This is a genomic window from Alteromonas sp. 5NS40-0096 (genome assembly GCF_057544385.1).
In genome coordinates this window covers 201,754-227,888 of the sequence record NZ_BAAJLQ010000005.1, presented here as the reverse complement: position 1 = coordinate 227,888, position 26,135 = coordinate 201,754, and the positions used below count along the sequence as shown (strand labels likewise).

Genomic DNA, 26,135 nt, shown 5'->3' with positions numbered 1-26,135 from the left:
ATGAGCTACCAAGAAAATGGTTACCTCCACCTGACAAACTTTCTGCCAGTGGCAGACCTTGAGTCTTTACGAGAACACTTGGTATCGTATTTCGAGCGATGGAAAGACGCTAATCGCACCTTCTATCGCGAACGAGCGGTCAATGCGGCCTACCTAACCTCTTTAGAGGTCATGGATAAGGCGGGGCGGCAATTTTTGTTCGAATTAATTACCGACGCTAAACTGGTTGAGATCGCCGAAGCGTGTTTGGGCGAAGCCCCTGCGTTCATGAATACCCAGTTGTTTTTCAACCCCTATAACACCACTCAACGCAATTACTGGCACCGCGACGGGCAATATCATTTGTCTTTAGCTGAGCAGCAAAAAGCCCTTCATCAATCGGATGTATTGCATTTCAGGCTACCCGTTTTTGATGAACCTGGTATTGAACTAGTGCCGGGCTCTCACAGACAATGGGACAGCGAGGAACAACTCGACATCAGGTTGGCTAAAAATGGCAAAACGGTTTCAGATCCCATGCAAGAAGGTCGAGAGGTAGCGCTAGCCGCAGGTGATTTACTCGTGTTTTCTGCAAACATGTTGCACAGAGGGATATATGGCGGCGAACGCCTTGCGTTAGATATTATTTATTGCCCCCAGCAACGGGTACTGTTGAAGTATGTTGATGTGAAATGTCTACCTAACACATCGGAATTACGCGCGCTCAATACCCCGCAAGTGTTTGAGCGCACGCTAGCCTGTATCGACAAAGCTTAGTCGAAGGTTCGGTCAATATCGGCTGCGCTGTGTCGCTCAGCCACTTGCTCGTCCTCTGGCCCCCAAGTACGATTTACTCTTCGCCCTCTTTTCACGGCCTGACGGCTTTCAATCTGTTTTGCCCAGCGCACGACATGTTCATACTCATGAACTTGTAAAAACGTTGCTGCGTCGTACAAGTACCCTAAAACAAGACCTCCATACCAAGGCCATATTGCAATATCAGCAATCGAGTATTCACCCCCTGCCATATATTCATTATTAGCAAGATGCTGATTAAGCACATCAAGCTGTCGTTTGGTTTCCATGCTGAAACGGTCTATCGGATATTCCATCTTAAATGGTGCATATGCATAGAAGTGGCCAAAGCCGCCGCCCAGATAAGGGGCTGATCCCATTTGCCAAAACAACCAGTTCATACACTCCACGCGAGCCAACGGATCCTTTGGAATAAACGCATCAAACTTCTCAGCGAGATACATGAGAATTGCCCCAGACTCAAACACTCTTACCGGCTCACCGGCAGAATAATCGAGTAGTGCAGGAATTTTGGAGTTCGGGTTCGCTGCGACAAAGCCCGAAGAAAATTGGTCACTATCCCCAATGCGAATGAGGTGGGCGTCGTATTCTGCGGCCTTGATGCCTGAAGCTAACAACTCTTCGAGCAAGATAGTGATTTTCTGACCATTAGGTGTGGCGAGGGAATAGAGCTGTAAATCGTGTTCACCTTTGGGTAAATCTCGCTCGAATCTCGCGCCTGACGTAGGCCTGTTAATACTTGCCCATTCTCCACCGTTCTCTGAATCCCATGTCCAAATCTCTGGTGGTGTATAGTTAGCGTCACTCATCCTGTTCTCCAATTTTCAAAACGATTCTGTTGTGCAATACAAAAGGTTGATTGGTATTTCTTTATCGCGGTAGACGTATTACATGGGGACGAGTACTGTGATGCACTAGTCCATTGTGATCTTAGTTAGCTGATTTATGCTTAAAAAAAAAGCAGGCACTCCTTTGCCCGCAAAAGTACATCATCAGCCTATACATAGACCTTCTATGCACTCATCTACTTTCGTCTATATTTACATTTTTTTTACTCGTCTCGAAAACCTAGTGTTTGTGTCGCTAACATCGCTTAACTACCGTGAAACGTGCAAAAAAAAGCCCGCGTTGCTGCGGGCTTTCATACATTATGGACTTAAATACTGACTCGCTTGTAAGGTCGATACTCAGCCTGCCAGAAGTGTTTTTCAATGCGATCTCGAAGCGCTTCATCAGACATTTCTAATGTCAACGACTGCTCCATCGCCATTTTGCCAACGGCAAATGCAATCTGTTTACTCAAGTTAGTGATTTCGGTCAACGGGGGCAACAATTCACCTTTGCCTGTTGTCGCTAACGGAGAGTTGTCAGCCAATGCATTACTCGCTGCCATTAGCATTTCATCGCTAATCAATTTTGCTTTTGATGCAATCACACCTAACCCAATACCTGGGAAAATATAACTGTTGTTACACTGTGCGACGGGATAGGACTTCCCTTGATACTCTACTGGTTTGAATGGACTACCAGTAGCGATAATTACCTCGCCCTCTGTCCATTCAATGACTTGCTCAGGTCTCGCCTCAACTTGCCTAGATGGATTACTCAAAGGGAAGATGATTGGCAGCTCACAATGTTTTTTCATCGCCTTCACTACCTGCTCAGTGAACAAGCCAGGTTGCCCTGATACACCAATCAGGACATCAGGTTGAGCACAGTTAACGACGTCTAGCAGCGACGGATAGTCACCACTAAATTGCCATTCAACGAGGTCTTCTCGTTTTTGCTGTAATTTTTCTTGGAAGTCTCTTAGCCCTTCCATGCCCTCTGTCACCAGACCAAAGCGATCTATCATGAACACCTGCTTACGGGCTTGCTCATCGGATAAACCTTCGCGGCGCATCTGTGCGATCAGCATTTCAGCAATACCACAGCCTGCGGAGCCTGCGCCAACAAACACAACTTTCATCTGTGAAAGTGTCTGCTTCTTCATCTTACATGCCGCGAGAATCGTGCCCAAGGTTACCGCGGCCGTGCCTTGAATATCATCGTTAAAACAGCAAACCTCATCGCGATACTTTTTCAAGATTGGCATCGCATTGGGTTGAGCAAAGTCTTCAAACTGAATCATGGCCTCTGGCCAACGACGTTTAACCGACTTGATGAACATATCAATAAATTCATCATACTCTTCCTGAGCAATACGCGGATGTCTCGAACCCATATACATAGGATCGTTCAACAGTTTCTCGTTATTAGTGCCCACATCTAGCATAACTGGCAATGTATACGCGGGACTAATCCCACCACATGCGGTGTACAAGGAGAGCTTTCCGATAGGAATGCCCATGCCACCGATACCTTGGTCGCCAAGCCCCAAAATCCGCTCACCGTCTGTGACAACGATCACTTTCACTTTGCGCTTAGTAGCATTTCGCAAAATGTCATCTAGCTCATGTCGTTCTTCATACGACACAAACAAACCACGAGAACTGCGATAGATGTCAGAAAACTGCTCGCAAGCGTCACCTACCGTGGGTGTGTAGATAATTGGCATCATCTCGTCGATGTGCGCTTGCACAAGGCGATAAAACAGGGTTTCGTTATTGTCCTGAATCGCTCTGAGATAAATGTGTTTGTTCAGCGGCTCACTGAAACTACAATATTGCATATAGGCTCTTTCTACCTGCTCTTCGATGCTTTCATAGCGAGGAGGCAGTAAGCCAGTTAAATTAAACGTCGCACGTTCATCGGCGGTGAACGCGCTGCCTTTATTGAGTAAGGGGGTCTCTAGTAATGAGGGTCCAGAGTGCGGGATATACAAATATCTTGATGATTCGTCAGACATTATTTTTCCGAATTTATAATTATCAGGCAACAGAGAATGCCAAACCCGAAGTACTAAAAAATATCTTCGGGCTCAGTTAGGGTATCTTTTTCCTGTTCGGCAGGGTCAACAAACTCGCTTGGGCTCACATATACCTGCGGTTCTGTCCCTTTCAGGAAATATTCGAATAGTGTGGTATGGTCTGTCAATCGAGTCAACTTCCCACTGGTACGATCAATCCTTACACGCACGATATCATCGGGGATTGGCATTGGCGTATGTGGCATTTCTGCCATGGCTTTTTCCATGAAACGAATCCACGCTGGTTGCGCCGCTTTCGCACCATCTTCCGCGCCAATTAAACCATTACCGATCCAATTGAATTTCTCAGGATTGCGATTGACAAGGTGCTGGTTTCGAGTGGTGCGGCCAAGTTGTCGATTCATGTCATCAAAGCCGACCCAAGCCGTTGCCACTATGTTTGGATTGAAACCACTGAACCAAGTATCTCTGGAGTCGTTTGTTGTACCGGTTTTACCGGCTATGTCAGTCCGCCCTAGAATGTTTCTAGCTCGCCACCCTGTCCCCAGCCAATAGGTCTTTTTGTTCCAGTTACCATTCGCTCGCACAGCCGTACGCATCATCTCTGACACTAAAAATGCGTTCTGTGCTGAAATAACACGAGGCGCACTGCGCTTGTCTTCTTGCGCCGCAGGCTCTGTCGCTTCTGCGCCAAATTCTGCGGCTAAGAGCGCTTCTAAATCGTCTTCGGCGATGGCTTCGTCAGTCACGTCAGCGCTACAAGGATCACATGCCCAAACCGGCTCAGCTCCCCAAAGTGTTTCACCTAAGTCATTTTCTACGCGCTCGATAAAGTAGGGTTCTATCAAGAAACCACCATTCGCAATCACTGACATTGCGCGGACAACTTCGATGGGGGTATGCGAGCCCGAACCCAATGACAAGGTTTCATCGCGGTTGATTTCATCTCTGACAAAACCAAATTTGGTCAAATGCTCGATGGTTTCGTCTAGGCCTACCCCGCGAAGCAACCTCACCGAAACCACGTTCTTGGACTTACCAAGTGCAACCCGCATTCGAATTGGGCCATCGTAAACCGCTGGAGAGTTTTGCGGACGCCAAGCGACACCTGAAGAGGCATCCCATTGGTTTATCGGCGCATCATTGAGCAGGCTCGCTATGGTGTAACCATGCTCAAGGGACGCAGAGTAAACAAAAGGTTTAATATTCGAGCCCACTTGACGCTTGGCTTGAGTCGCGCGGTTAAACTGGCTCTGGTAGAAACTGTATCCGCCAACGATAGCCTGCACTGCGCCATTTTTTGGATCAACTGCGACAAATGCGCCACTGACTTCCGGTAGCTGAGCCAGTCGCCATTCATCATCATAGTGGCGGATATACACTACCTGCCCAGGCATTACGATATCTGTAGCCGCTTGTGGAATATCGCCTTGTTTGTTGTCCGAAATGTAAGGTCGAGCCCAATCCATACCTTGCCATTGGATCGTGCGGTTAATGCCATTGGTATCAATAACGGAGAACGTTTTTTCATAAACAAAGGTCACCACCGCTGGAACCAACTCCCCATATTCTGGGATAGGTTCAAGTGCACTGATTAGCCCCGCTTTATCCCATTCCTCAGGCACGCCGTTAGTCCATTGCTTTGGAGTTTCTTCATTTTCTACGGCGTTCCACAATACCGAAAGCGGGCCTCGATAACCGTGACGCTCATCATAGTCATGCAGGTTTTGCTGAACAGCAAACTGGGCGGCTTGTTGTAAGTGTGAAGGAACCGTCGCGTAGACTTGATAGCCACCTGTTTCCGCTTCTTCTTTACCGTACAACTCAACCATCTCGGTATAAATCAAATCTGCGAGGTAAGGGGCGTCTAATTCAATTTCCGCACCGTGTTTTTTTGCCGTAACTGGAGCGGCTACGGCCTCTTCAAACTCAGCTCGGGTGATAAAGCCTTCATCGAGCATTCGCAGCAACACTATTCGTCGTCTTTCAACTGAGCGCTCGGGCCGGCTAATCGGGTTTAACACTGAGGGCGCCTGTGGCAGTCCAGCCAATGTCGCGAGTTGCGCAAGTGATAAGTCGTTTAAATCCTTTCCATAATAAACCTGTGCCGCTGCGCCAACACCAAAGGAACGATGTCCTAATTCTACTTTGTTTAGGTAAAGTTCTAGAATTTCATCCTTAGTGAGTTCGTTTTCCATATGCAGCGCAATAAAGACTTCTTTAATTTTGCGGATATAGGTTTTTTCACGGGTTAAGAAAAAACCACGCGCTAGCTGCATGGTTAACGTACTGGCACCTTGGCCTTTTTCACCCGTTACTGCCAAATTGAGCGCTGCGCGAAAAACACCAATAGGATCAACGCCATAGTGTTCGTAAAAACGGCTATCTTCGGTAGCGATAATGGCTTGAATTAACGCTTCAGGCGTCTCCGTTAATTTAACAGGGATGCGGCGTTTTACCCCGTACTGTGAAATTAATTTGCCGTCTTGAGTGTAAATTCGCATCGGCGTTTGAAGACGCACGTCCTTTAAAACAGTGACGCTTGGTAGGTCCGGTTTGATATAAAAATAGATACCCAATAGACAAAGGCTACCGAGTACGATTCCGGATAATGTAAAAAGAATTAGGGCTTTGATGTACTTCACAGGGTAATATTACCAAGGCAAAAGTGTGAAAATAACTTAATATTTATACGTACGTGTCGTTAATAGAACCATACGCTTACAGAAAATTGCGTAATATCCTAATCTAGAATACTTATTTGGTACGTTGGACACCATGATATGAAAAGCTTGTTCAAAAAGAAACTGCCTTCCATTATCGGTCTCGATATTGGTACAAGACAAATAAAAGCAGTTTTAATCGAGCAATCAGGCGACGGTTATATTTTACAAGGTTATGCGTGCGAAACAATCGCAAAACAAGCTTTTTCCGAAAGAGAAATCAAAGATTTTGACGCGGTAAATCTTGCGCTTAAAAAAGTAAAACATTCGCTAAAGACAAAAATTAAGGATGCTGCAATTGCTGTGGCGGGTACATCCGTTATTAGTAAGATTGTCTACATGGATCCAGACCAAAATGATTTCGAACTTGAAAGCCAAATCGAAATAGAGGCGGATAGTTTAATCCCCTACCCGCTTGAAGAAGTGTATCTTGATTTTGAAGAGGTTGGCCCGAGTCCTACGCATGTCGGTAAAGTCAACGTTTTACTCAGTGCTGCACACAAAGATGCTGTCGATTCTCGCCTTACCCTCGTACGAGAGATTCCTTTTGTGCCAAAAGTAGTCGACATTGAGGGCTATGCCCTAGGTAATGCACTCGATTATTTCTATCCACACTCTTCGAGTGAAGAACAAATCGTCTGCGTTAATGTAGGAGCAAGTCTGCTTCAGGTCTGCGTTTGGCAAGACGGCCAAGTCATTTACAGCAAAGAACATCAGTACGGCGTGGGAGCGCTTGTGCAGGATTTGTCGGTTATCCATATGCTTGATAAAGAAGAAGCAGAGCGACAACTGCTAGAAAAAGCCTTACCCGGAAACTGGATAGACGACACCTTGCCAATATTTGCAGCGAATTTACAGCAACAAATCAACCGTGCGTTACAAATGTACATGACGACACTTAACGCCCAACGACCAGAACGTATCCTCCTGACTGGTGGTGCCGCTAATATTGCGCCTTTGGTTGAATTGTTACAGCAAGACTTAGGATTAGATGTAGACGTGTTCAATCCATTTGCCAACATGAAGGTAAACAGCAAAATTGATCAAGCTGCACTGGAAACCATCGCACCACAGCTAACCATTGCGGCTGGACTTGCTAGCAGGAGCTTCAATACATGGCACATATAAACCTGCTTCCCTGGCGTGACGCACAGCGCCAAAAACAAAAACAGCAATACCTTGGCATGTTGGCTGCAGTCGCTGCTATTTCGGGTCTGATCTTTTGGTTTATTGGCGAAGCCATCGATCAACAGATTAGCAATCAAAATGCCCGAAACCGCTACCTAGAGCAAGAGATAGCATTGCTCGATGCGCAGATTCGCCAGATTCAGAAGATCAAAGAAAGCAAGAATGCAATTGAACAACGCATGGCATTAATTGAACAACTTCAAGCGAGTCGAAATACATCGCCGGCGATTTTCGATGAACTCGCTCGAATTGTACCACCTGGTGTGTCGTTTAAGACGATGCGCCGCAATGGCAACAATATCGAAATTCAAGGTGTAAGCGAGTCAAACAACCGCCTATCAGAATTCATGCGCCGTATCGAAAATTCAGATATTTTTAATAATGGTGAACTGTCATCCATTGTCGCTGACACCACGAGTACTGATTCGGTAAGTGACTTTATTCTCACATTTACCATTAGCCCTCAGTTGGCACCTGATTCCGTCGTTGAGAACACAACAGGAGGCTTACAATGAGAAAGTTTGACGTTGAAAAGCTCAAAGAACTCAACGAACTGGACTTTGAACAGGTTGCCATATGGCCATTTGAAGTTAAATCGGTAGTCGCCCTGTTTGTTGCCGTTATTGTTTGTGCGCTCACTTACTACATGGTCGTCAGTCCCAAGCTTCCATTATTGGACTCGGCCGAACTAAAAGAGCAAGAACTCAAACTTCAATTTGAAGCGAAATATCGCATTGCGGTTAACCTTGTCGCCTACAAAAAGCAATTGGAACGCATCGAAGAAGACTTTTCTTCTATGTTGAAGTCGTTACCGACCAGTAACGAAACGCCAGGGCTTTTGGACGATATTACCTATGTTGGCACTACATCGGGGCTCACATTTAAGTTGCTCAACTGGCAACAAGAGATCCCCAAAGAGTTTTATACCGAATTACCGATTGAATTAGAGGTAACTGGCAGCTACCACAACTTCGGCGATTTTGTATCGAAAGTCGCTGACCTGCCAAGAATCGTCACATTACATGATTTTGCCATTGATGCTGAGAAGGATGGGTTACGCTTACAAATGCAAGCAAAAACCTATCGCACAGCAAGTGCACCTGTTGGGCAACAAACGGCGGAGGCAGCGCAATGATGAAGTATGCAAAGCACCTCGTTTTGATAACGGCTACTTTTTTAGTCAGCGCCTGCGCGCCGCGTATCGATGACTTGGTTGCCTACACCAGCCAAGTGAAACAAACGACGCAGGTTAGAATTGAGCCTTATCCTGAGTTTGAAACTCAACCCCCATTTAAATATGCTGCACAGCATATGCGCAGTCCATTTAGCCGTCCGAGAGGTCAGAATGAAGCGCCTGTAGTTGTGCAAAAAGCCAATTGTATTCAGCCCAACTACCAACGCTCGAAAGAAGAGCTAGAATCCTATGGTTTAGATGCCATCGCATTGTCTGGTTCATTCTCAATATCGGGTAAACAATGGGTACTGTTTAAAACCAATGATGGTGGTTTGTACAAAGGCACGATAGGCACACACTTAGGTCTGTTCCACGGCAAAATCAAACGTATTACCGGTGACAGTGTGATCATCGACGAGTTACTACCCGATGGCGCGGGTTGTTGGCAACAAAAAGAAACAACGTTAACAAAAATGGCGTTAACAGGAGAGCAGGATAATGTCTGAGCGCTATATCTTTAATAAGAAGCTAAACCGCAGCCACCGAGTAAGGTACTGGCTCACAGGTTCAATCATCGCCTGTGCTGCAGCAACGGCATTTGTTTCTCCAGTGAGAGCCCAAGAAGATCCTGTGCTTCTCAACCCTAACGCGGCGCAAGAACAGGTATTTAACAATACCCTGACTAACATCGATTTTAATCGCAATATCGGCAACACTGCGGTCACTACCGTTACGTTTAAAAATACTGCTATCGTGCCGCAAATGGTTGAGTCGCAGGGTGAACTGTCTATTACTTTTCCCGGCGTTGATATTGACGAAGATCAGCTAGTCAAACTCGATGTCGTACAATTTGCGACGGCAGTTAGCGAAATAGAAACGTATCAAGATACCGATAGCTCACGCTTGGTTATTCGCTATGAAGGTCGCGTTCTGGCTCGCCACAAAGTCGATAACAATGTTTTGCAAATCGAAGTGTCTCCTATGACCGAAGAACAGGTTGAAGAACTCAACCAGCAAACGGTGTATACCGGCGACCCAATTTCCTTGGATTTCCAAGATGTCCCTGTGAGACAGGTACTACAGATTATTGCTCAAGTTAACGGATTTAATTTGGTCACCACTGACACGGTAACAGGTAACGTTACCATAAGCCTTACCGGTGTACCTTGGGATCAAGCTTTAGAAATGATTCTCAAGATTAAAGGGCTCGACAAACGACTAGAAGGCAACATTTTGCTAATCGCACCAGCGGACGAGTTAACAGCAAGAGAAACACAACAGCTGCAGTCTCAGAAGCAAGTCGCCGATTTAGCACCGCTTGAGTCAGTGAATATCACAGTTAACTACGCCAAAGCACAGGAAATGGCCAACATCCTCAAATCAACAGAGGGTGGCATTCTAAGCCAGCGCGGTTCGGTTACAGTAGATGAGAGAACCAACACGTTGCTGATTCGCGATACGCAAGTTTCGATTGATGAAGCTCGCCGCATGATTGACGCACTGGATATCCCGGTTAGACAGGTTCTGATTGAATCACGTATGGTCACTGTTCGCGACAATGTCGATGAGCAATTAGGCGTACGTTGGGGTTTCACCGACCGTCAGGGTGATGATGGTGTGTCGGGTTCATTAGAAGGCGCCGACACGGTAGCCGGCGGTGTTATTCCAACGCTGGACAACCGCTTAAACGTAAACCTCCCAGTTTCCTCTGCCGCGGGCCGTATCGGGTTCCAAGTGGCGAGCCTAGTCGACGGCACTATTCTCGACTTAGAGCTTTCTGCTTTAGAAAACGAGAACAAAGGCGAGATTATTGCGAGTCCGCGTATCACGGTGGCAAACCAACAAGAAGCCTATATCGAACAAGGTACCGAAATACCATTCGTTCAAGCGACATCCAGTGGTGCTACCTCGGTTGAATTCAAAAAAGCGGTATTGAGCCTGCAAGTGACGCCTCACATCACACCAGATAACAGAATCATCTTGGATTTGATCGTCACTCAAGATACTCGCGGCGAAACCGTTAGTACATCGACTGGCCCAGCGGTCGCGATTGATACGCAAGAAATCAAGACACAAGTGCTGGTTGAGAATGGCGAAACCGTGGTTTTGGGCGGTATTTTCCAGCAAATCAATACCGACGATGTCAGCAAAGTTCCTCTGTTTGGCGATTTACCTGTGGTCGGTTCACTTTTCAGAAATACATCAACTGTGTATCAGAAGCGTGAACTTTTGATTTTTGTCACGCCAAAGATCGTAACCGACTCGCTATAGCCTGAGCTTATAAGCAAAAGCCCAATGTTCTATAAGAAGCGGACTAAACGTCCGCTTTCTTTTTTACTTTTTGCCTCTATCTTTGGCCAAATCGCAATCCACCTTGCCGATATTGGTGTTTTTTCTCATACTTATTCGCGGTGATTGATGCAAAAACGCAGTAAAATCATACAAAACCAAATATAAGCCATTGAATTAAATGAATATTCAATAAAGGCACAACAAAACTTGCAACCCCTTGTATGAAACTGAGATAATCCCGCTCTCGAAATTTAAGCGAGGTAGATGGAGTGGTGCTTATTGAGTTTGAATAAGCACGTGCGTATGGGTAGTCAACGACCAGTTTATTATTACTACCCTCAACAGAATTTAAAGTTGTGATAAAAGCAAAATGGCTGAAAAACGTAATATCTTTTTGGTTGGCCCTATGGGTGCCGGTAAGAGCACTATCGGTAGACACCTAGCAGACGAACTACACCTAGAATTTTTCGATTCAGATCAAGAAATCGAACGCAGAACAGGCGCCGATATTACATGGATTTTTGATTTAGAAGGCGAAGACGGATTTCGCAAGCGTGAAGAAAACGTAATTAACGACCTGACTGACAAGCAAGGTATTGTACTTGCGACAGGTGGCGGCTCTGTTATAAACAAAGCGGTACGTAACCGTTTATCTGCACGTGGCATCGTAGTATATCTACAAACACCAATCGACAAACAAGTGGCACGTACACAGCGCGACAAGAGACGCCCGTTGTTGCAGAAGGACGATCCTGAAATTGTACTTCGCAACCTGGCTGAAGAACGCAACCCGCTTTACGAAGAAGTTGCGGATTATGTGATTGACACTAATGAGCAATCGGCTCGCGCAGTAGCGAATCAAATCATCAGTAAAATCGGCCTATAACGGCTAAAAAGGGAGTAGCGCGCATGTCAACCTTAACAGTAGAACTAGGTGAGCGCAGCTACCCTATCTTTATTGAGCCAGGGGCACTTAATAAAAAAGGTCTACTTGACGATTTTATTAAAGGCCCATTGGTAGTCATCGTCACAAATGAGACGATCGCCCCACTATACTTAGACAACGTCGTATCATCACTTACTGACGTTGTTGTTGAAACCATCGTCTTGCCTGACGGGGAACAGTATAAGTCGCTCGAGCAATTTGGTGTCGTAATGACTCGCCTACTCGAAATGAACGCGGCTCGCGATACGACACTCATTGCACTTGGTGGTGGCGTAATAGGTGATTTGTGCGGATTTGTCGCCGCTACCTATCAAAGAGGCGTCCCATTCATACAAATCCCCACAACTTTGCTGTCTCAAGTGGATTCTTCGGTCGGTGGCAAAACGGCGGTGAATCACCCGCTCGGCAAAAATATGATTGGTGCATTTTACCAACCTGTTGCTGTAGTCATCGATCCTGCGACCCTACAAACACTGCCCAAAAGAGAGTTTGCCGCCGGTATGGCTGAGGTCATTAAATACGGCATCATATATGATGCGGCATTTTTTGACTGGCTTGAGAGCAAAATCGATTCATTGAAAGCACTTGATGATGCGACCTTGTGTGACGCGATAGAGAAATGTTGTGCCATCAAGGCCGACGTTGTCGCGAAAGACGAGCGAGAAGGCGGTTTGCGTGCCATACTCAATCTCGGTCATACCTTTGGCCATGCCATTGAGGCTGAGCAAGGTTACGGCAATTGGTTACACGGCGAAGCTGTCGCCGCTGGTACTATAATTGCTTGCCATGCTGCAGAGCATCTGTCTTGGATGACATCGTCAGAAACTCGTCGCATCCAAGACCTTTGTGAAGCATTTGAATTGCCTACGTCAGGTCCACAGACTATGACCAAAGCGGATTATATCAAACATATGAAGCGCGACAAGAAAGTGGAAGCTGGCGCCATTCGATTTGTTATTCCTCAGGGGATTGGCAAAGCGGTCGTCACCAAAGACGTAACAGAAGACATTCTGAGCGCAATTCTATAACCCGCTTCACTTGATTAACAAGCGCAGGCGCAGAAGTGTCCTACGGCTGAGTATATTTAGAAGAGGGCGTCGACGTGAATTCGGAACTTCATGAGCGTTTAGAGTATCTTGTCAATTTTTCATCGCAGCTAATTTTTGTTAGCGGCGATTCAATTGCACAGCAACAACGTACGCTAGAAGCTTTCGTTTATCAGCAACATGATGATACTGAAATTGCCTACCTCACTGCCGACGAGAATGCCGATGCTTCAGACTATCGACGACAACTGTGCCGTCAATTACTCGGCCAAGTTGTGGGTAGTTTTGTTAGACCGTTGAACGAGCTATTAGCAGAGCTTAATCAGCACGACGGTCCCATTCTTATCACCATTACTCAAGCCCAGCATCTTCCCGATGGTTTGTTACAAGAACTATGGGATCTAGTGTTACAAAGCCGATTTGCGGGAAACAAGCAACACCTCAACGTGTTGCTATTCGGTGAGACCCAATGGGCTGAGCAGGCAAAACAATGGTTACCCGCCAAAAATACCGACACACCTCTGCTTATAGGAAGCCAGTCCGTCAGTTCTGATGACGATACCTCCGAACTAGACAAAATGATTGCGAAACGTCGAGCTGAGTTTAACGACCACCTAGCGAAACGGGCACAAGCGGGTGCGATTACCGTGAATAGCCGCATGACGTCACCTTGGTTTTGGACTGGGATGGTCTTACTGTTCGTCTCCTTGTTCTTTGCCATATTTAGTTGGCAGTATGGCGAAACGTTTAGCACCTTGTTCAACCCCATTGAAAAACAAGCACCAGAAAGTCAAGTATCAGTGCCCAGTGCTCAGACGGCCGTGGTGCAAGAGAGTCAGGCCGGAGCTATCCCGACTGCTGTAATTGTTGAGCCTGGAGAGGCGACAAGCGAGCCGTCTGAAGAGATACCCAGCACAACAGATAGCTTGTTAGTGACTGACTGGCCTACCGCACGAGAAAATCTACCAGAAGTTGGAGAAGCGGCAATCAACGAGACGCTTCAAGATGAGTCTAGCGCTAGCCCAGAATTGACGCTGACAACGCCAGAACCAGAATCAACAGCCACCCCACAGATAGCAGATGATTCGAAACAAGACACGCTTGCCGTGCCGTCGGCTAATGAAAGTATTGATACGGTTGCCACACGTCAACCTTCCGATAACCAATGGCTACTGGATAACCTTTCACCAACCGATTACGTGATTCAAATCGCCGGTATGAAAGACAGAGCCCTACTAGATGATTTTCTCAATGACAACGCATTAACATCACTTGTTCGGGTATATGAAACTCAGAGATACGGCGGTGATTGGTTCGTTATTGTGCTGTCAAACACTTACCCAAGTTTAAATGACGCACGAAACGCCATAACTCAGATGCCTGAGTATCCGCAGCGCAGCCAAGCTTTTGTTAAATCGGCTACCGCGGTGCTCTCTGAGATAAGTCTCGAGGCGCAATAATAAGCAAAAGTCGCGATAACTCTTGTTTTTCTGTTGTCGGGATCTTCGATGCCAGATACAATCTTATTTTTTACTGATGTAAGTGTGTGATTTTGTTTAGCCCTCGGGCAATAAAACCTCGCATTTTAACACGCGACACTTTCTAAGCGCGTTTGCTCAATATAATTACAATGACAAAAAAGAAACATCGCGCTTTTCTGAAATGGGCGGGCGGAAAGTACAGCTTAGTAGAAAATATCAATGCTAGATTACCCAGCGGTAACAAGCTTATTGAGCCTTTTGTGGGCGCCGGCTCAGTATTTTTAAACTCAGACTATCGTCGCTATTTGCTCAATGATATCAACCCCGATCTCATCAACCTGTATAACCTGTTGAAAGCGCAACCCGATGCCGTTATTCACGATGCGTCGCAATACTTTACGCCCGAATACAATGAAGAATCACGATATTACGCGATGCGTGAGGAATTCAATAAAACCCACGATGATTACTATCGCGCCATTTTGTTTCTCTACCTCAATCGTCATGGTTACAACGGATTGTGCCGCTATAGCTTAGCTGGTAAGTTCAACGTCCCTTTTGGACGATATAAAAAGCCTTACTTCCCTGAAGAAGAAATGTTGATATTCGCTGAGAAATCACAAAAAGCGACTTTCACTTGTTTGCCGTTTGAGAAAGTCTTCAGTCGGGCGAGGAAAGGCAACGTAATTTATTGCGATCCACCCTATGCACCGATTAGCAAAACGGCACAATTTACCAGCTATGCAGCCAAAGCATTTGGCCTTGATGCCCAAGCAAAGTTAGCACAGCTGGCCAATAGAGCAGCCTACAAGCGGGGGATACCCGTGCTAATTTCCAATCACGATTTACCTTTGACCCGAGATTTATATGAAAACTCAGATATGTCTGAGCTTTCAGTAAAACGTTCAATTAGTCAAAATGGTGCCAAGCGAAAGCCTGTCATGGAGCTGCTGGCATATTTCGACCCAGCATCGCAAAAGTAGTTGCTGTTAGGGTGTCACTAACGCCACAACGGCGTATATGGCCAACACAAATAACAAAAGAAATACGATACCAACAACGATGAAGCGCATAGGTGATTGCGCCTCGAAATCTTGTTCGTAGTTAGAGTGAGACTGCACGCCGAACACGCTAGCGAATACACTTTTTAGCGCATTCGCCCAGGTGACTGGCTTAGTACCTGCCATTATGGCGTCGTCGCGTGGTACGTCTCAGCGTCTTCGCGAGACAGCAATTCGAGTAAGTCTAAGAAATGAAACTCAAACGAAGAGGATTGACCTGTTACCCAAGAGAGCCAGCTCACTCGTTCATTTTGCTTCGAAGATGCGCATTGTGAGGGCGCTTCGACTAAATTCACCATTGGCGTAACGGTAGCATTAAAACTCGGTGCGTCGTCAGCGCAAAAGAATGCTGATACGCTGTCTACATCAGACAAAGTAAGCGTAAGCACGCCAGCGCAGGCCATTGCAGCTATCGTTTTTTTACGTTGTTCTTTCCTGAACATAATGCACCTCTGTTTAATTTTCATACGAATTATACTCATTTTAACGTTCGCAACAATGTATTTAATCGCGATAAATCGCATATACAGCGGTGTACACATTAAAAATACGTACGACTGTATCCATTTGTTGAACGTTTATAGTGATAGTACGCAGAATGTTGCCCTGAGGATTAAGTATATCTCAATACCGTAAACATACAGAATGGCGTGTTATCAGCCAAAGCAAAGCATAAAAAAAGCCGCGATAACTCGCGGCTTTTGAACGCTTTAGCTGAAACTAATTACAGCTCGAAATCGACTGCGTAAGATACGACAAACTTCACTTCGTCGTTGTCAAGGTTATCAGCACCAGCGTCGTCAAGGTCAGTTGAGCTCACCATGAATGTGAAACCGTCTTTAGACACGCTTACGTTGTAATCTGTGTAGCTTCCTGGCACGCCGTTAAAGCCTTCGTTAAAGTCACCACTGTGGTGACCTACGTGGAAACCAAGTTCTACGCCTTCTTTCACTTCAAATGCGTAATCTGCAGACAAGTAATACGCGTTACCAAAATCGTAATCAAGGATCTTTTCGCCCGCTTCATTTACAGGTTCGTCAGCTTCAGTGTTAGTGAACAAGTAACCCGTCAATGAGAAACCACCCATACCAACTGACGCGTAAATTTCACCGAAGTCGAATTCTGCTTCACCGTCGTAGTTGTAGTACAGGTAACCTACGTCATATGAAATGCCGTCTACTTCACCAGCGAAACCAAAATAGATGTCGTGCTCGTATGAAAATACATCATCTGCTGCGTACTGAACGTTTGATGCCCAAGTACCTACGTAGAAACCACTCTCTGATGCGTAGTCGATACCACCTTGTACCGCTGGTTCGTTGGTAGTTTGCGTCAAACCACGCCAAATGTAGTTGTTTGTGACAGATGCATTAGCACTCCACTCTGCTTGCGCAGCGAAGCTAGATAGTGAACCTAGTGCTACCGCAGCAGCAACAATAGTTTTGTTAAAAGATTTCATGTGTGTTCTCCGATTTATTTTTAAGGTTTTTAATCTTTAATCTGTCTGTGTTTTTATTTTTATGGCATTGACTACGCAAAACCGATGCCCAAAAAAGAGACATGCACAAAAATGGAGAAGAACACACGTAAAACCTTGTTTAAAAAGAACTTTACTTACTTACATTTTGTTTCTAACGAAATTCCCTCCGTGTAATTCACATGAAAAATGCACCACGATGGCGCTGCCTCACCAAAAACGAGCAAAAATCTCACTTTTTTCGCCCCTCGCTTTTCGTTACACTCCCACGCTATTCAAAACCGCTTGATGAATGAGCGATTCAGCGTGTTATTCCATCGCGTAGTGACACAAACACTGGGGACTCTTGATGAAAGAATTTTTGATTGCACCGTCGATACTCTCAGCGGACTTCGCAAAATTAGGTGAAGACGTAGAAGCAGTACTTAAAGCAGGCGCCGACATTGTTCACTTTGATGTAATGGATAATCATTATGTTCCCAATCTCACATTTGGCCCGATGATTTGTAAGGCACTTAGAGATTATGGCATTACGGCGCCAATTGATGTCCACCTTATGGTTCAACCGGTGGACGAGATGATTACACAGTTTGCTGAAGCCGGTGCATCGATGATCAGTTTCCACCCGGAAGCCAGTCAACATGTTGACCGCAGTTTGCAATTGATAATCGACGCTGGCTGTAAACCAGGGCTGGTATTCAACCCTGCGACACCACTTCATTACCTTGACCACACGCTAGACAAGCTTCATCACGTATTATTAATGTCCGTAAACCCTGGTTTTGGTGGCCAAGCGTTTATTCCGTCAACTCTCGACAAAGCGCGCCAATTGAAGCAGCGTATTGAAGAAAGTGGTCGCGATGTGAGAATTCAAATTGACGGCGGCGTGAAAGTCGATAACATTCGCACCATCGCCGAAGCAGGCGTCGATATGTTTGTCGCAGGCTCCGCTATCTTTAATCAGCCAAGCTATGCATCGGTGATCGACAAGATGCGCGCAGAACTCGCAGCTGCCGACATAACAAAGTAACAAAATTAGGAAACACTATGAGTAATAAACCTGTTGTATTAAGTGGCTGTCAGCCTTCTGGCCAACTCACCATTGGTAACTACATGGGCGCCCTTAAACAGTGGGTTAACATGCAAGATGACCACAACTGCCTTTATATGTTGGTTGACTTGCATGCCATTACTGTAAGACAAGATCCCAAAGCGCTGTATGAAGCCTGTCTAGACGGCCTCGCACTTTACATCGCTTGTGGCATAGACCCTGAAAAAAGTACGTTATTCGTTCAATCTCACGTACCAGAGCATGCTCAACTTTCTTGGGTGCTCAACTGTTACGCGCAAATGGGCGAACTCAATCGCATGACGCAGTTTAAAGACAAATCTGCGAAGAACGTCAACAATATCAATGTTGGCCTATATAGCTACCCTGTTCTGCAAGCTGCTGACATTCTTTTGTATCAAGCCGATAAAGTTCCCGTGGGCGAAGATCAGAAACAACACCTTGAACTCACTCGAGATATTGCAACGCGTTTTAACAACCTTTACGGTGAAACATTCCAACTGCCGGATCCCTATATTCCAGAGTTCGGTGCGCGCATCATGAGCTTGCAAGAGCCTGAGAGAAAGATGTCTAAATCAGACAACAACCCAAATAATTTTATTGGATTGTTGGAAGAACCCAAAAAGTTAGCGAAGAAAATTAAACGCGCGGTAACAGACTCTGACGAGCAAGCCCGTATTTATTTTGATGTTCAAGAAAAGCCAGGAGTGTCAAACTTGTTGACCTTGTTATCACTGGCAACAGGAAAATCAATCGATGCACTCGTGCCAGAGTACGAAGACAAGATGTACGGTCACCTTAAAGGTGACGTTGCAGACGCTGTAGTTAGCTTGGTAGAACCCATTCAACAACGCTTTGAAACGCTCAGGAATGACCGCGAGTACCTGAACAAAGTTATGAGAGAAGGTGCAGATAAAGCATCTGCAGTGGCCTCTCAGACGCTTAAATCCGTTTATGAAGCTGTAGGCTTTATCCCAAAACCATAACTGGATGACAAGCCTGCTTTGTTGTTGCTAATCGACAATTTTGACTCGTTCACTCACAACCTTGCTCGATATTTTATTGAAATCGGGCAGGATGTGCGTGTTGTTCGTAATAACGACATCACCATCGAAGACATCGAACGACTATCTCCAGATTATTTAGTCATATCTCCTGGGCCATGTACTCCTAATGACGCGGGAATAAGCCTGAGTGCTATTTCTCATTTTGCAGGTAAAATTCCAATCTTTGGGGTGTGCTTAGGCCATCAAGCGATAGGTCAGGTGTTTGGCGCCAATGTCGTCGGTGCACAAGAAATTAAGCACGGTAAAGTATCTCCTGTTATGCATAATGATCATGGGCTATTCGATCATATGCCTAGCCCATTTAACGCTACCCGGTATCATTCACTCGTACTCTCTCCGCAATCGTTGCCACAATCACTTGAATCGCTAGCTTGGTGTGAAACGAAAGACGGCGAACGCGAGATAATGGCGATAAAACATAAAACGCTGCCAGTCTGGGGCGTTCAATTCCATCCCGAATCCTTGTTGACTGACTTCGGCCATCAACTTCTCAAGAATTTTATCGCGCTAGCATCTCAATTCAAGTAATCGTCTTTCTCCGCATCTTAGACCAGATCTGTCAAAGGTTTTGCTATGCTTGCCGATATAAGCGATGCGCTATATGTTATTAGGTCGATAAAACGTCATATTCTCGTAGGCTGATTGAACAGTGATCACCTCCAAATGTGATAAAAATGCGCAAATTGACGTGAAAGCGTCGCGTATTTGGTTGATTTGCATATACTATCAAGTGTGAGTCTGTAAAAGCGGTATTGTGTGGAGTCATTGGTGAAATCGGAAGTTGTCGACACCGAACCTAGTGTCAGTGAAAAATTCGAAAATTTGCTCATCCATAAGGAGCGTGTAATCGATATGCTTGGTCTTGAGGTCCCCGGTAAGGTGACCTTTGAAGAATCAGAGCAGAACAACGCGCGCCGCCAGCTTTTAAAAGTGGAAAAGGTCGCCATTCGCAAGAAAGAAAAAATTGCGGTGACAGAAGCAGACTTCATCGAGCAAGCCAAAGACCGAGTCAATAGCCTCACGCTGTCAGAGATTGAGCGCGCACTCGATAAACCCGGTGATATCTTCGCAAAAACACTGGGGCTGAATGATCACGTCACCAGTTTAATAGAAGCACTGTCTTTACGGGCATCTTCTATTTCTCAACTCGAGCCTTTGGTTGCAGAGCTACCTTGGTTACAAGAAGAACTGCTGCGCATGGTCAATTCCCCGAAATACCGGAGAAAAGACGCCACAGGTAAGCCTTTACTTGTCGAGAATTTGCGAACGGCACTGAGTTTCGTCGGTATAGAAAACTTACAATTGATATTCCCAGCATTAGTAGTAAGGCGCTCTTTACCCCCGATTACTGACCCTTACCCACAGATAAAGAAAAAACTGTGGCGGTTTGCAATGCAGTCTTCTTTGTCTGCCCTGGAAGTGGCTAACTTTATCAAACACAAAAAGCCCTATGATATCTTTGTGCTAACCATGCTCAGTCATCTCGGTCGATGTGCGATTGGGCGGTTGTATTTTAGGACCTTTGATCAGGTACATCGCCAAGAGTTGGAACACGCGCAACGGGAGAAAGACCGCAAAGGTCACGCGAGTTTAATGCGCATCGAACCATGTGCGAATTATTTTATCGCACTGGCTGAAGAATATTCTGACCGTATCGTCAGTGATTTGTTCGACTACATGGGATTTAGACGAATTAACGTTACTAATCCCATGCGCAATGTCGCGTTAAATGAAGTGGATACCGCCCACGACGCGCCTGAGCGCATCTTGGTTCAAGCGCGAGCCTATGCCAAGTACCGAATGCTCAACGACGATAAACTCATTACGCGAGAAGAAGCCGTCGAACTACTCAGCCCTCTCGGTTTCCCCGTTGGTGCTTTGGAAATGCTTAAAAAGAAAGAGCTACAGCATCTTCCGATCGAAATAGAAGAACCGAAGCGATAATTTTTTTATCAATATTTATGCAAAATCGCTTAAAAGCCGATTATTCAATCGCTCAATCTCTACGCAAAATTCACCCTTAGAAAGTCAAAATCTGCGTGTAGCTGGCTTTTACAGGTATTGGCAAAAAGCCTGACGGTGCCTCGATTACAAACCTACGAACGGGGATTACAGTGCGAATACCCAGTGTTTTTGGATAGTTATTCACTTTTCCTGCAAAAAGAGCCAGAGTCCTTGAATTTAAAGGCTTTCAGCGATTTACAAGCGAGACAAATCGAACGAAAAGTGTCATACTTTGGCAAAATTTTTGTCCCGTTTTGTGACTGAAGAACAATAATAGCTAGTCGCAAAGCCGCAAATGAACTCACTTAAAGAGGTAATAAAATGAATGTAACTCGCGCCACATTTGATGAAGTAATGGTACCCAACTATGCGCCTGCCAAAATGGTTCCCGTTCGCGGAGAAGGTTCTCGCGTTTGGGATCAAGACGGTGCCGAGTACATTGATTTTGCCGGCGGTATTGCCGTTAATGCATTGGGCCACTGTCACCCAGAGCTTGTCAATGTACTTAAGGAGCAAGGTAGTACCTTGTGGCATTTGAGCAACGTATTTGCCAATGAACCATCAATTCGCCTTGCTAAGAAACTCACAGATGCGACATTCGCTGAACGTGTTTACTTCTGTAACTCAGGTGCAGAAGCAAACGAAGCGGCACTAAAACTCGCCCGCCGTTATGCGCTAGACAAGTTTGGTCCAGAAAAAGACCAAATCATTGCATTCAATCAAGGTTTCCACGGCCGTACGTTCTTCACCGTGACGGTAGGTGGTCAAGCAGCGTACTCTGACGGTTTTGGTCCTAAGCCTGGTGCGGTTGATCACTGCGCGTATAACGATTTAGCAGCGTTTGAAGCACTTATCTCAGACAAGACTTGTGCGGTTATGATGGAGCCACTTCAAGGTGAAGGCGGTATCATCAGCCCAACTCAAGAATTTATCGAAGGTGTTCGCGCACTGTGTGACAAGCACAACGCGCTATTGATCTTTGACGAAGTACAATCAGGTGTCGGCCGTACGGGACACTTATATGCCTACATGGGATTGAACGTAACGCCTGATATTTTGACTTCTGCTAAAGCATTAGGTGGTGGTTTCCCTGTTGGCGCTATGCTGACAACCACTGAGATTGCACAACATCTCAAGCCTGGTACTCACGGTTCAACCTACGGTGGTAATCCACTAGCTTGTGCCGTTGCCGAAAAAGCGGTTGATGTAATCAACGACCAAAGTGTGCTTGATGGCGTGAAAGAAAAAGAAGCCTTGTTCCGCAGCCTACTTAACGACATCAATGAAAAGTACGATGTCTTTTCAGAAATCCGCGGGAAAGGTTTACTACTCGGTTGTGCGCTCAATGAAAAATATGCGGGTAAAGCTCGTGATTTCTTACTCGCATCAACAGACAACAAACTAATGTGTTTGGTTGCTGGTGCAAACGTAGTTCGTTTTACTCCTTCGTTGGTGATTCCAGAAGCCGATATCCGTGAAGGTTTGGCTCGCTTTGAAAAAGCGGTAGCTGACGTAGTAAACGCAAACGCCTAAAACGAACTAAATAGCGAGTAAGCGAACATGAATATAATTCGCCCAATCACTGCGGCTGATTACGACGCACTATACGCGATAGCGGAAGAATCAGGCATTGGCTTTACGTCTTTGCCTGTGAATGAAGAACTACTGCGCAAGAAGATTCAACGAGCTGAACATGCATTTTCTCAAGAAGTAGAAAATGTTGGCAATGAGTCTTACTTGTTTGTTATGGAAGACACCGAAACTGGCCAAGTACTGGGTACTACAGGTATCGAAGCAACGGTTGGTTTGGATGATGCCTTCTACCACTATCACTTGGGCAAAGTCGTTCATGCCTCTCGAGAGCTCAACGTACACAATACCGTAGAGATCCTTACGTTTTGTAATGATTACACTGGGGTATCTGAGATTTGTACGCTGTTCCTTCGCGAGTCGGCAAGAAAAGGCGTTAACGGGCGTTTCTTATCGAAAGTTCGCTTCTTGTTCATGATGGAGCACCAGCATCGTTTTGCTGAGACCGTCATTGCAGAAATGCGTGGTGTAAGCGACGAAGAAGGTCGCTCACCGTTTTGGGAATGGCTAGAGAAACACTTTTTCTCTGTCGATTTTCCTACCGCAGATTATCTCACAGGTATCGGCAACAAGGTGTTCATCGCCGAGTTGATGCCTAAGTACCCTATATACGTGAACCTACTCAGTGAAGAAGCACAAGCTGTCATTGGCAAGGTCCACACTAAAACAGAACCAGCCCTAAGACTTCTCGAAGAGGAAGGCTTTAGCTGTCGAGGCTACGTTGATATTTTTGACGGTGGCCCAACAGTAGAAGCCGATCTAACCAAAATCAATACCGCTTTGAATAGTCAACGACGCCTTATTGAAATCAGCGATAAAGCCGCAGAAGACGGTCGCCAAAGCTATATTATCAATACGTCGGTTAGCAACTTCCGCGCTACCGTGGCCAATGTACTATTTGAACAAGACAGCGACACCGCACTTGTTACACAAGCTACAGCAGACGCGCTGAATATTCAGGCTGGCGACGCGATTCGCTTTGCACCGACTAAGTGTAAAGACTAACGACAGGACACAATTATGCAAACCACTCACTTTATTGATGGCCAATGGCTTCCTGGTGAAGGCAGTGCTTTTCAATCAATAGACCCGGCGAAGAATCAATCAATTTGGGAAGGCGCAGGTGCCAGCCCTTCACAAGTTGATTCTGCGATTGCTGCGGCGCGAAGAGCATTCGAAACGTGGGCGATGACGAGCGTTGAAGAACGTCTCGACATTATCAAACGCTACGCTGAATTACTCGGCGAGAACAAAGCCTTACTGACGAAAGCGATTGCCAAAGAAACGGGCAAACCCGAATGGGAAACCGCAACTGAAGTAGCTGCCATGATTGGCAAAATTGGTATTTCTGAGAAAGCCTACAATGAACGCACCGGTACAGTTGAAAACGCGATGCCAGTAGGCAAGGCATTCATTCGTCACAAACCCCATGGTGTGGTTGCGGTATTTGGTCCTTACAATTTCCCTGGTCATTTGCCTAATGGCCATATTGTGCCAGCGTTAATCGCGGGTAATACCATTGTCTTTAAGCCGAGCGAATTAACCCCTCTGGTTGCCCAAGAAATGGTGAAACTCTGGGAACAAGCAGGTTTACCTCAAGGTGTTCTCAACCTTGTTCAAGGTGAAGTTGAAACGGGTAAAGCCTTGGCTGGCCACCCTCATATCGACGGCCTATTTTTCACGGGAAGCTCCACTACAGGCAAGTTACTACATGAGCAATTCGCGGGGCACCCAGGAAAGATATTGGCGCTAGAAATGGGCGGCAACAACCCGCTAATCGTCCGTGATGTCAAAGATGTCGATGCAGCGGTACATGACATTGTACAGTCGTCATTTGTCACAGCTGGTCAACGCTGTACTTGCTCACGCCGTTTGTTCATACCCAATGGTGAATTTGGTGATGCCCTTCTTGCACGCCTGATTGAGGTCACTAAACAAATTGAAATTGGCCACTACGATGCAGAAGATCAACCCTTTATGGGCTCAATGATTTCTGCACGCGCTGCAAGCATGATGGTTGGCGCACAACAAAAACTGGAAAGCTTAGGAGCCGAGGTATTAGTTCGCCTTGAACACACTGACGAAAACACAGGTTTTGTTACACCAGGCATCATTGACGTCACCAGCATCCTCGCATCGTTGCCTGATGAAGAGCACTTTGGCCCCTTGGTTAAGGTGATTCGATACAGTGATTTCGACCAAGCCATCAAAGAAGCAAACAACACTAGCTTTGGTTTGTCTGCTGGCTTGTTAAGCGATAGTGAAGAAGACTACAACCATTTCTTCGCTCGTATTCGAGCAGGTATTGTTAACTGGAATCGTCCGATCACAGGTGCAAGTAGTGCAGCACCATTTGGTGGTATCGGAGACAGCGGTAACCACCGCGCCAGTGCCTACTATGCTGCGGATTACTGTGCATTCCCAGTGGCATCGGTCGAACTCGATACGGTAACGCTACCTGGCAAGCTTAGCCCTGGCCTTAAGATGTAAGTTAGGACACACAATGCATAATAATATCGATACCCTATTTTCAGAATTGTGGAAGGACTATGTTGCAATTACACCGTCTGCACACAAAATTCACGCATTGTTGGCGAATAAAGCGCAAAGCGAAACTATTGTTAACGACCATGTTGCGTTTAGAACGTTTAATACCGAAAAGGTAAACCTCGAAAAGTTGGCCGCCCACTTCTTAGCATTGGGTTATGAAGAAAAAGGCCAATACAATTTTGAAGCAAAGAAATTATCGGCTAAGCACTTTGAACATGCAGATATCACTAAACCCAAAGTGTTTATCAGTGAGTTACGAGTTGAAGAGCTTTCAGATAAGGCACAGGCCATCATTGCTAAAATGGTCGAAGGCGTAAATGCTGAGTCAGTCGTTGCGGATAATTTCTTATACTCAGGCACACATTGGCAGGTGACCAAAGCAGAATACGACACGCTGCTTAATGAGTCAGAATATGCGGCTTGGATGTCTGCTTGGGGTTACCGAGCCAATCATTTTACAGTAAGTGTTAACCAGCTCAACGGTGATTACACCTTACCTCAAGTCAACGACTTACTGAAAGAAGCCGGTTTTACGCTGAATACGTCCGGTGGTGAAATCAAAGGCGGAAAAGACGTTTGTCTGGCGCAGTCATCGACCATGGCTGACTCAGAGACTGTGGTATTCAGTGATGCATCGGTTGCGATCCCAAGTTGTTTCTATGAATTTGCCGAGCGCTTTGAAATGGCTGATGGCCAATTATATCAGGGCTTTGTCGCCGCCTCGGCGGACAAAATCTTTGAGAGCACCAACGCCTCATAATGGTAAAAAACGAAAAAGCCCTCTTTTAAGAGGGCTTTTTTTG

At 45.9% G+C, this 26,135-nt stretch carries 24 protein-coding genes; 18 read left to right on the top strand and 6 right to left on the bottom strand.

What is annotated here, in order from left to right; all coding sequences use genetic code 11:
* Positions 1-756 (top strand): phytanoyl-CoA dioxygenase family protein, encoded by a 756-nt coding sequence (locus AC27G9_RS15990; RefSeq protein WP_487075473.1) that lies wholly within the window; start codon positions 1-3, stop codon positions 754-756.
* On the opposite strand, the gene yghU is transcribed toward AC27G9_RS15990, so the two are convergent.
* The 3 genes from yghU to AC27G9_RS15975 form a co-directional block, all read right to left on the bottom strand.
* The gene (yghU, locus tag AC27G9_RS15985; RefSeq protein WP_487075472.1) at positions 753-1,604 is read right to left on the bottom strand and encodes a glutathione-dependent disulfide-bond oxidoreductase; all 852 of its coding nucleotides are present in this window, start codon (positions 1,602-1,604) and stop codon (positions 753-755) included. The two genes, AC27G9_RS15990 and yghU, sit on opposite strands and share 4 nt — an antisense overlap.
* Positions 1,605-1,951: 347 nt before the next feature.
* Positions 1,952-3,643, bottom strand: a complete 1,692-nt coding sequence (locus tag AC27G9_RS15980) for an NAD-dependent malic enzyme (RefSeq protein ID WP_487075471.1) — start codon at positions 3,641-3,643, stop codon at positions 1,952-1,954.
* A 53-nt stretch (positions 3,644-3,696) separates the two neighbouring features.
* The gene (locus tag AC27G9_RS15975; protein ID WP_487075470.1) at positions 3,697-6,309 is read right to left on the bottom strand and encodes a penicillin-binding protein 1A; all 2,613 of its coding nucleotides are present in this window, start codon (positions 6,307-6,309) and stop codon (positions 3,697-3,699) included.
* Positions 6,310-6,447: 138 nt separating this feature from the next.
* Between AC27G9_RS15975 and pilM the strand changes: the two genes are divergently transcribed.
* From pilM to AC27G9_RS15930, 9 genes are all read left to right on the top strand, one after another.
* Positions 6,448-7,515, top strand: coding sequence for a type IV pilus assembly protein PilM (gene pilM, locus AC27G9_RS15970; protein WP_487075469.1), 1,068 nt, complete (start codon positions 6,448-6,450; stop codon positions 7,513-7,515).
* Complete coding sequence (locus AC27G9_RS15965; RefSeq protein WP_487075468.1) at positions 7,503-8,090, top strand: PilN domain-containing protein; 588 nt, start codon at positions 7,503-7,505, stop codon at positions 8,088-8,090. The genes pilM and AC27G9_RS15965 overlap by 13 nt, the downstream gene beginning before the upstream one ends.
* Positions 8,087-8,710 (top strand): type IV pilus inner membrane component PilO, encoded by a 624-nt coding sequence (locus tag AC27G9_RS15960; protein WP_487075467.1) that lies wholly within the window; start codon positions 8,087-8,089, stop codon positions 8,708-8,710. The genes AC27G9_RS15965 and AC27G9_RS15960 overlap by 4 nt, the downstream gene beginning before the upstream one ends.
* Positions 8,707-9,255: a pilus assembly protein PilP gene (locus AC27G9_RS15955; RefSeq protein ID WP_487075466.1), complete on the top strand. Its 549-nt coding sequence runs from the start codon at positions 8,707-8,709 to the stop codon at positions 9,253-9,255. The genes AC27G9_RS15960 and AC27G9_RS15955 overlap by 4 nt, the downstream gene beginning before the upstream one ends.
* Positions 9,248-11,020 carry a type IV pilus secretin PilQ gene (locus AC27G9_RS15950; RefSeq protein ID WP_487075465.1) on the top strand — a complete coding sequence of 591 codons (1,773 nt, stop codon included), beginning with the start codon at positions 9,248-9,250 and terminating at the stop codon, positions 11,018-11,020. The genes AC27G9_RS15955 and AC27G9_RS15950 overlap by 8 nt, the downstream gene beginning before the upstream one ends.
* Positions 11,021-11,411: 391 nt before the next feature.
* Positions 11,412-11,927 (top strand): shikimate kinase AroK, encoded by a 516-nt coding sequence (aroK, locus tag AC27G9_RS15945; protein ID WP_487075464.1) that lies wholly within the window; start codon positions 11,412-11,414, stop codon positions 11,925-11,927.
* Positions 11,928-11,950: 23 nt separating this feature from the next.
* Positions 11,951-13,015, top strand: a complete 1,065-nt coding sequence (gene aroB / locus AC27G9_RS15940) for a 3-dehydroquinate synthase (protein WP_487075463.1) — start codon at positions 11,951-11,953, stop codon at positions 13,013-13,015.
* Between the two features lie 74 nt (positions 13,016-13,089).
* Positions 13,090-14,493, top strand: a complete 1,404-nt coding sequence (locus tag AC27G9_RS15935) for an AAA family ATPase (RefSeq protein WP_487075462.1) — start codon at positions 13,090-13,092, stop codon at positions 14,491-14,493.
* 170 nt (positions 14,494-14,663) lie between these two features.
* A complete protein-coding gene (locus AC27G9_RS15930) occupies positions 14,664-15,497 on the top strand; it encodes a Dam family site-specific DNA-(adenine-N6)-methyltransferase (RefSeq protein ID WP_487075461.1) in 834 nt (277 codons plus the stop codon).
* Positions 15,498-15,503: 6 nt separating this feature from the next.
* Here AC27G9_RS15930 and AC27G9_RS15925 read toward each other — a convergent pair whose 3' ends face one another.
* The 3 genes from AC27G9_RS15925 to AC27G9_RS15915 all read right to left on the bottom strand — a co-directional run bounded on the left by AC27G9_RS15925 (position 15,504) and on the right by AC27G9_RS15915 (position 17,034).
* Positions 15,504-15,701 carry a DUF2970 domain-containing protein gene (locus AC27G9_RS15925; RefSeq protein WP_487075460.1) on the bottom strand — a complete coding sequence of 66 codons (198 nt, stop codon included), beginning with the start codon at positions 15,699-15,701 and terminating at the stop codon, positions 15,504-15,506.
* Positions 15,701-16,018, bottom strand: coding sequence for a hypothetical protein (locus AC27G9_RS15920; RefSeq protein WP_487075459.1), 318 nt, complete (start codon positions 16,016-16,018; stop codon positions 15,701-15,703). The genes AC27G9_RS15925 and AC27G9_RS15920 overlap by 1 nt, the downstream gene beginning before the upstream one ends.
* Positions 16,019-16,299: 281 nt before the next feature.
* Positions 16,300-17,034 (bottom strand): TorF family putative porin, encoded by a 735-nt coding sequence (locus AC27G9_RS15915; RefSeq protein WP_487075458.1) that lies wholly within the window; start codon positions 17,032-17,034, stop codon positions 16,300-16,302.
* Positions 17,035-17,401: 367 nt separating this feature from the next.
* On the opposite strand from AC27G9_RS15915, the gene rpe reads away from it, so the two are divergent.
* The 8 genes from rpe to AC27G9_RS15875 all read left to right on the top strand — a co-directional run bounded on the left by rpe (position 17,402) and on the right by AC27G9_RS15875 (position 26,092).
* Positions 17,402-18,082 (top strand): ribulose-phosphate 3-epimerase, encoded by a 681-nt coding sequence (rpe, locus tag AC27G9_RS15910; RefSeq protein ID WP_487075457.1) that lies wholly within the window; start codon positions 17,402-17,404, stop codon positions 18,080-18,082.
* Positions 18,083-18,099: 17 nt separating this feature from the next.
* On the top strand, positions 18,100-19,107 hold the full coding sequence (gene trpS / locus AC27G9_RS15905; RefSeq protein WP_487075456.1) for a tryptophan--tRNA ligase: 1,008 nt from the start codon (positions 18,100-18,102) through the stop codon (positions 19,105-19,107).
* Positions 19,108-19,125: 18 nt separating this feature from the next.
* The gene (locus tag AC27G9_RS15900; protein ID WP_487075455.1) at positions 19,126-19,716 is read left to right on the top strand and encodes an anthranilate synthase component II; all 591 of its coding nucleotides are present in this window, start codon (positions 19,126-19,128) and stop codon (positions 19,714-19,716) included.
* Positions 19,717-19,956: 240 nt separating this feature from the next.
* A complete protein-coding gene (locus AC27G9_RS15895) occupies positions 19,957-21,132 on the top strand; it encodes an HDOD domain-containing protein (protein ID WP_487075454.1) in 1,176 nt (391 codons plus the stop codon).
* A 381-nt stretch (positions 21,133-21,513) separates the two neighbouring features.
* Positions 21,514-22,725 carry an aspartate aminotransferase family protein gene (locus AC27G9_RS15890; RefSeq protein ID WP_487075453.1) on the top strand — a complete coding sequence of 404 codons (1,212 nt, stop codon included), beginning with the start codon at positions 21,514-21,516 and terminating at the stop codon, positions 22,723-22,725.
* A 27-nt stretch (positions 22,726-22,752) separates the two neighbouring features.
* A complete protein-coding gene (astA, locus tag AC27G9_RS15885; RefSeq protein ID WP_487075452.1) occupies positions 22,753-23,787 on the top strand; it encodes an arginine N-succinyltransferase in 1,035 nt (344 codons plus the stop codon).
* A gap of 12 nt (positions 23,788-23,799) precedes the next feature.
* Positions 23,800-25,272 carry a succinylglutamate-semialdehyde dehydrogenase gene (astD, locus tag AC27G9_RS15880; protein WP_487075627.1) on the top strand — a complete coding sequence of 491 codons (1,473 nt, stop codon included), beginning with the start codon at positions 23,800-23,802 and terminating at the stop codon, positions 25,270-25,272.
* A gap of 13 nt (positions 25,273-25,285) precedes the next feature.
* Positions 25,286-26,092, top strand: a complete 807-nt coding sequence (locus tag AC27G9_RS15875; RefSeq protein WP_487075451.1) for a 2-oxoadipate dioxygenase/decarboxylase family protein — start codon at positions 25,286-25,288, stop codon at positions 26,090-26,092.
* Positions 26,093-26,135 lie beyond the last annotated feature (43 nt).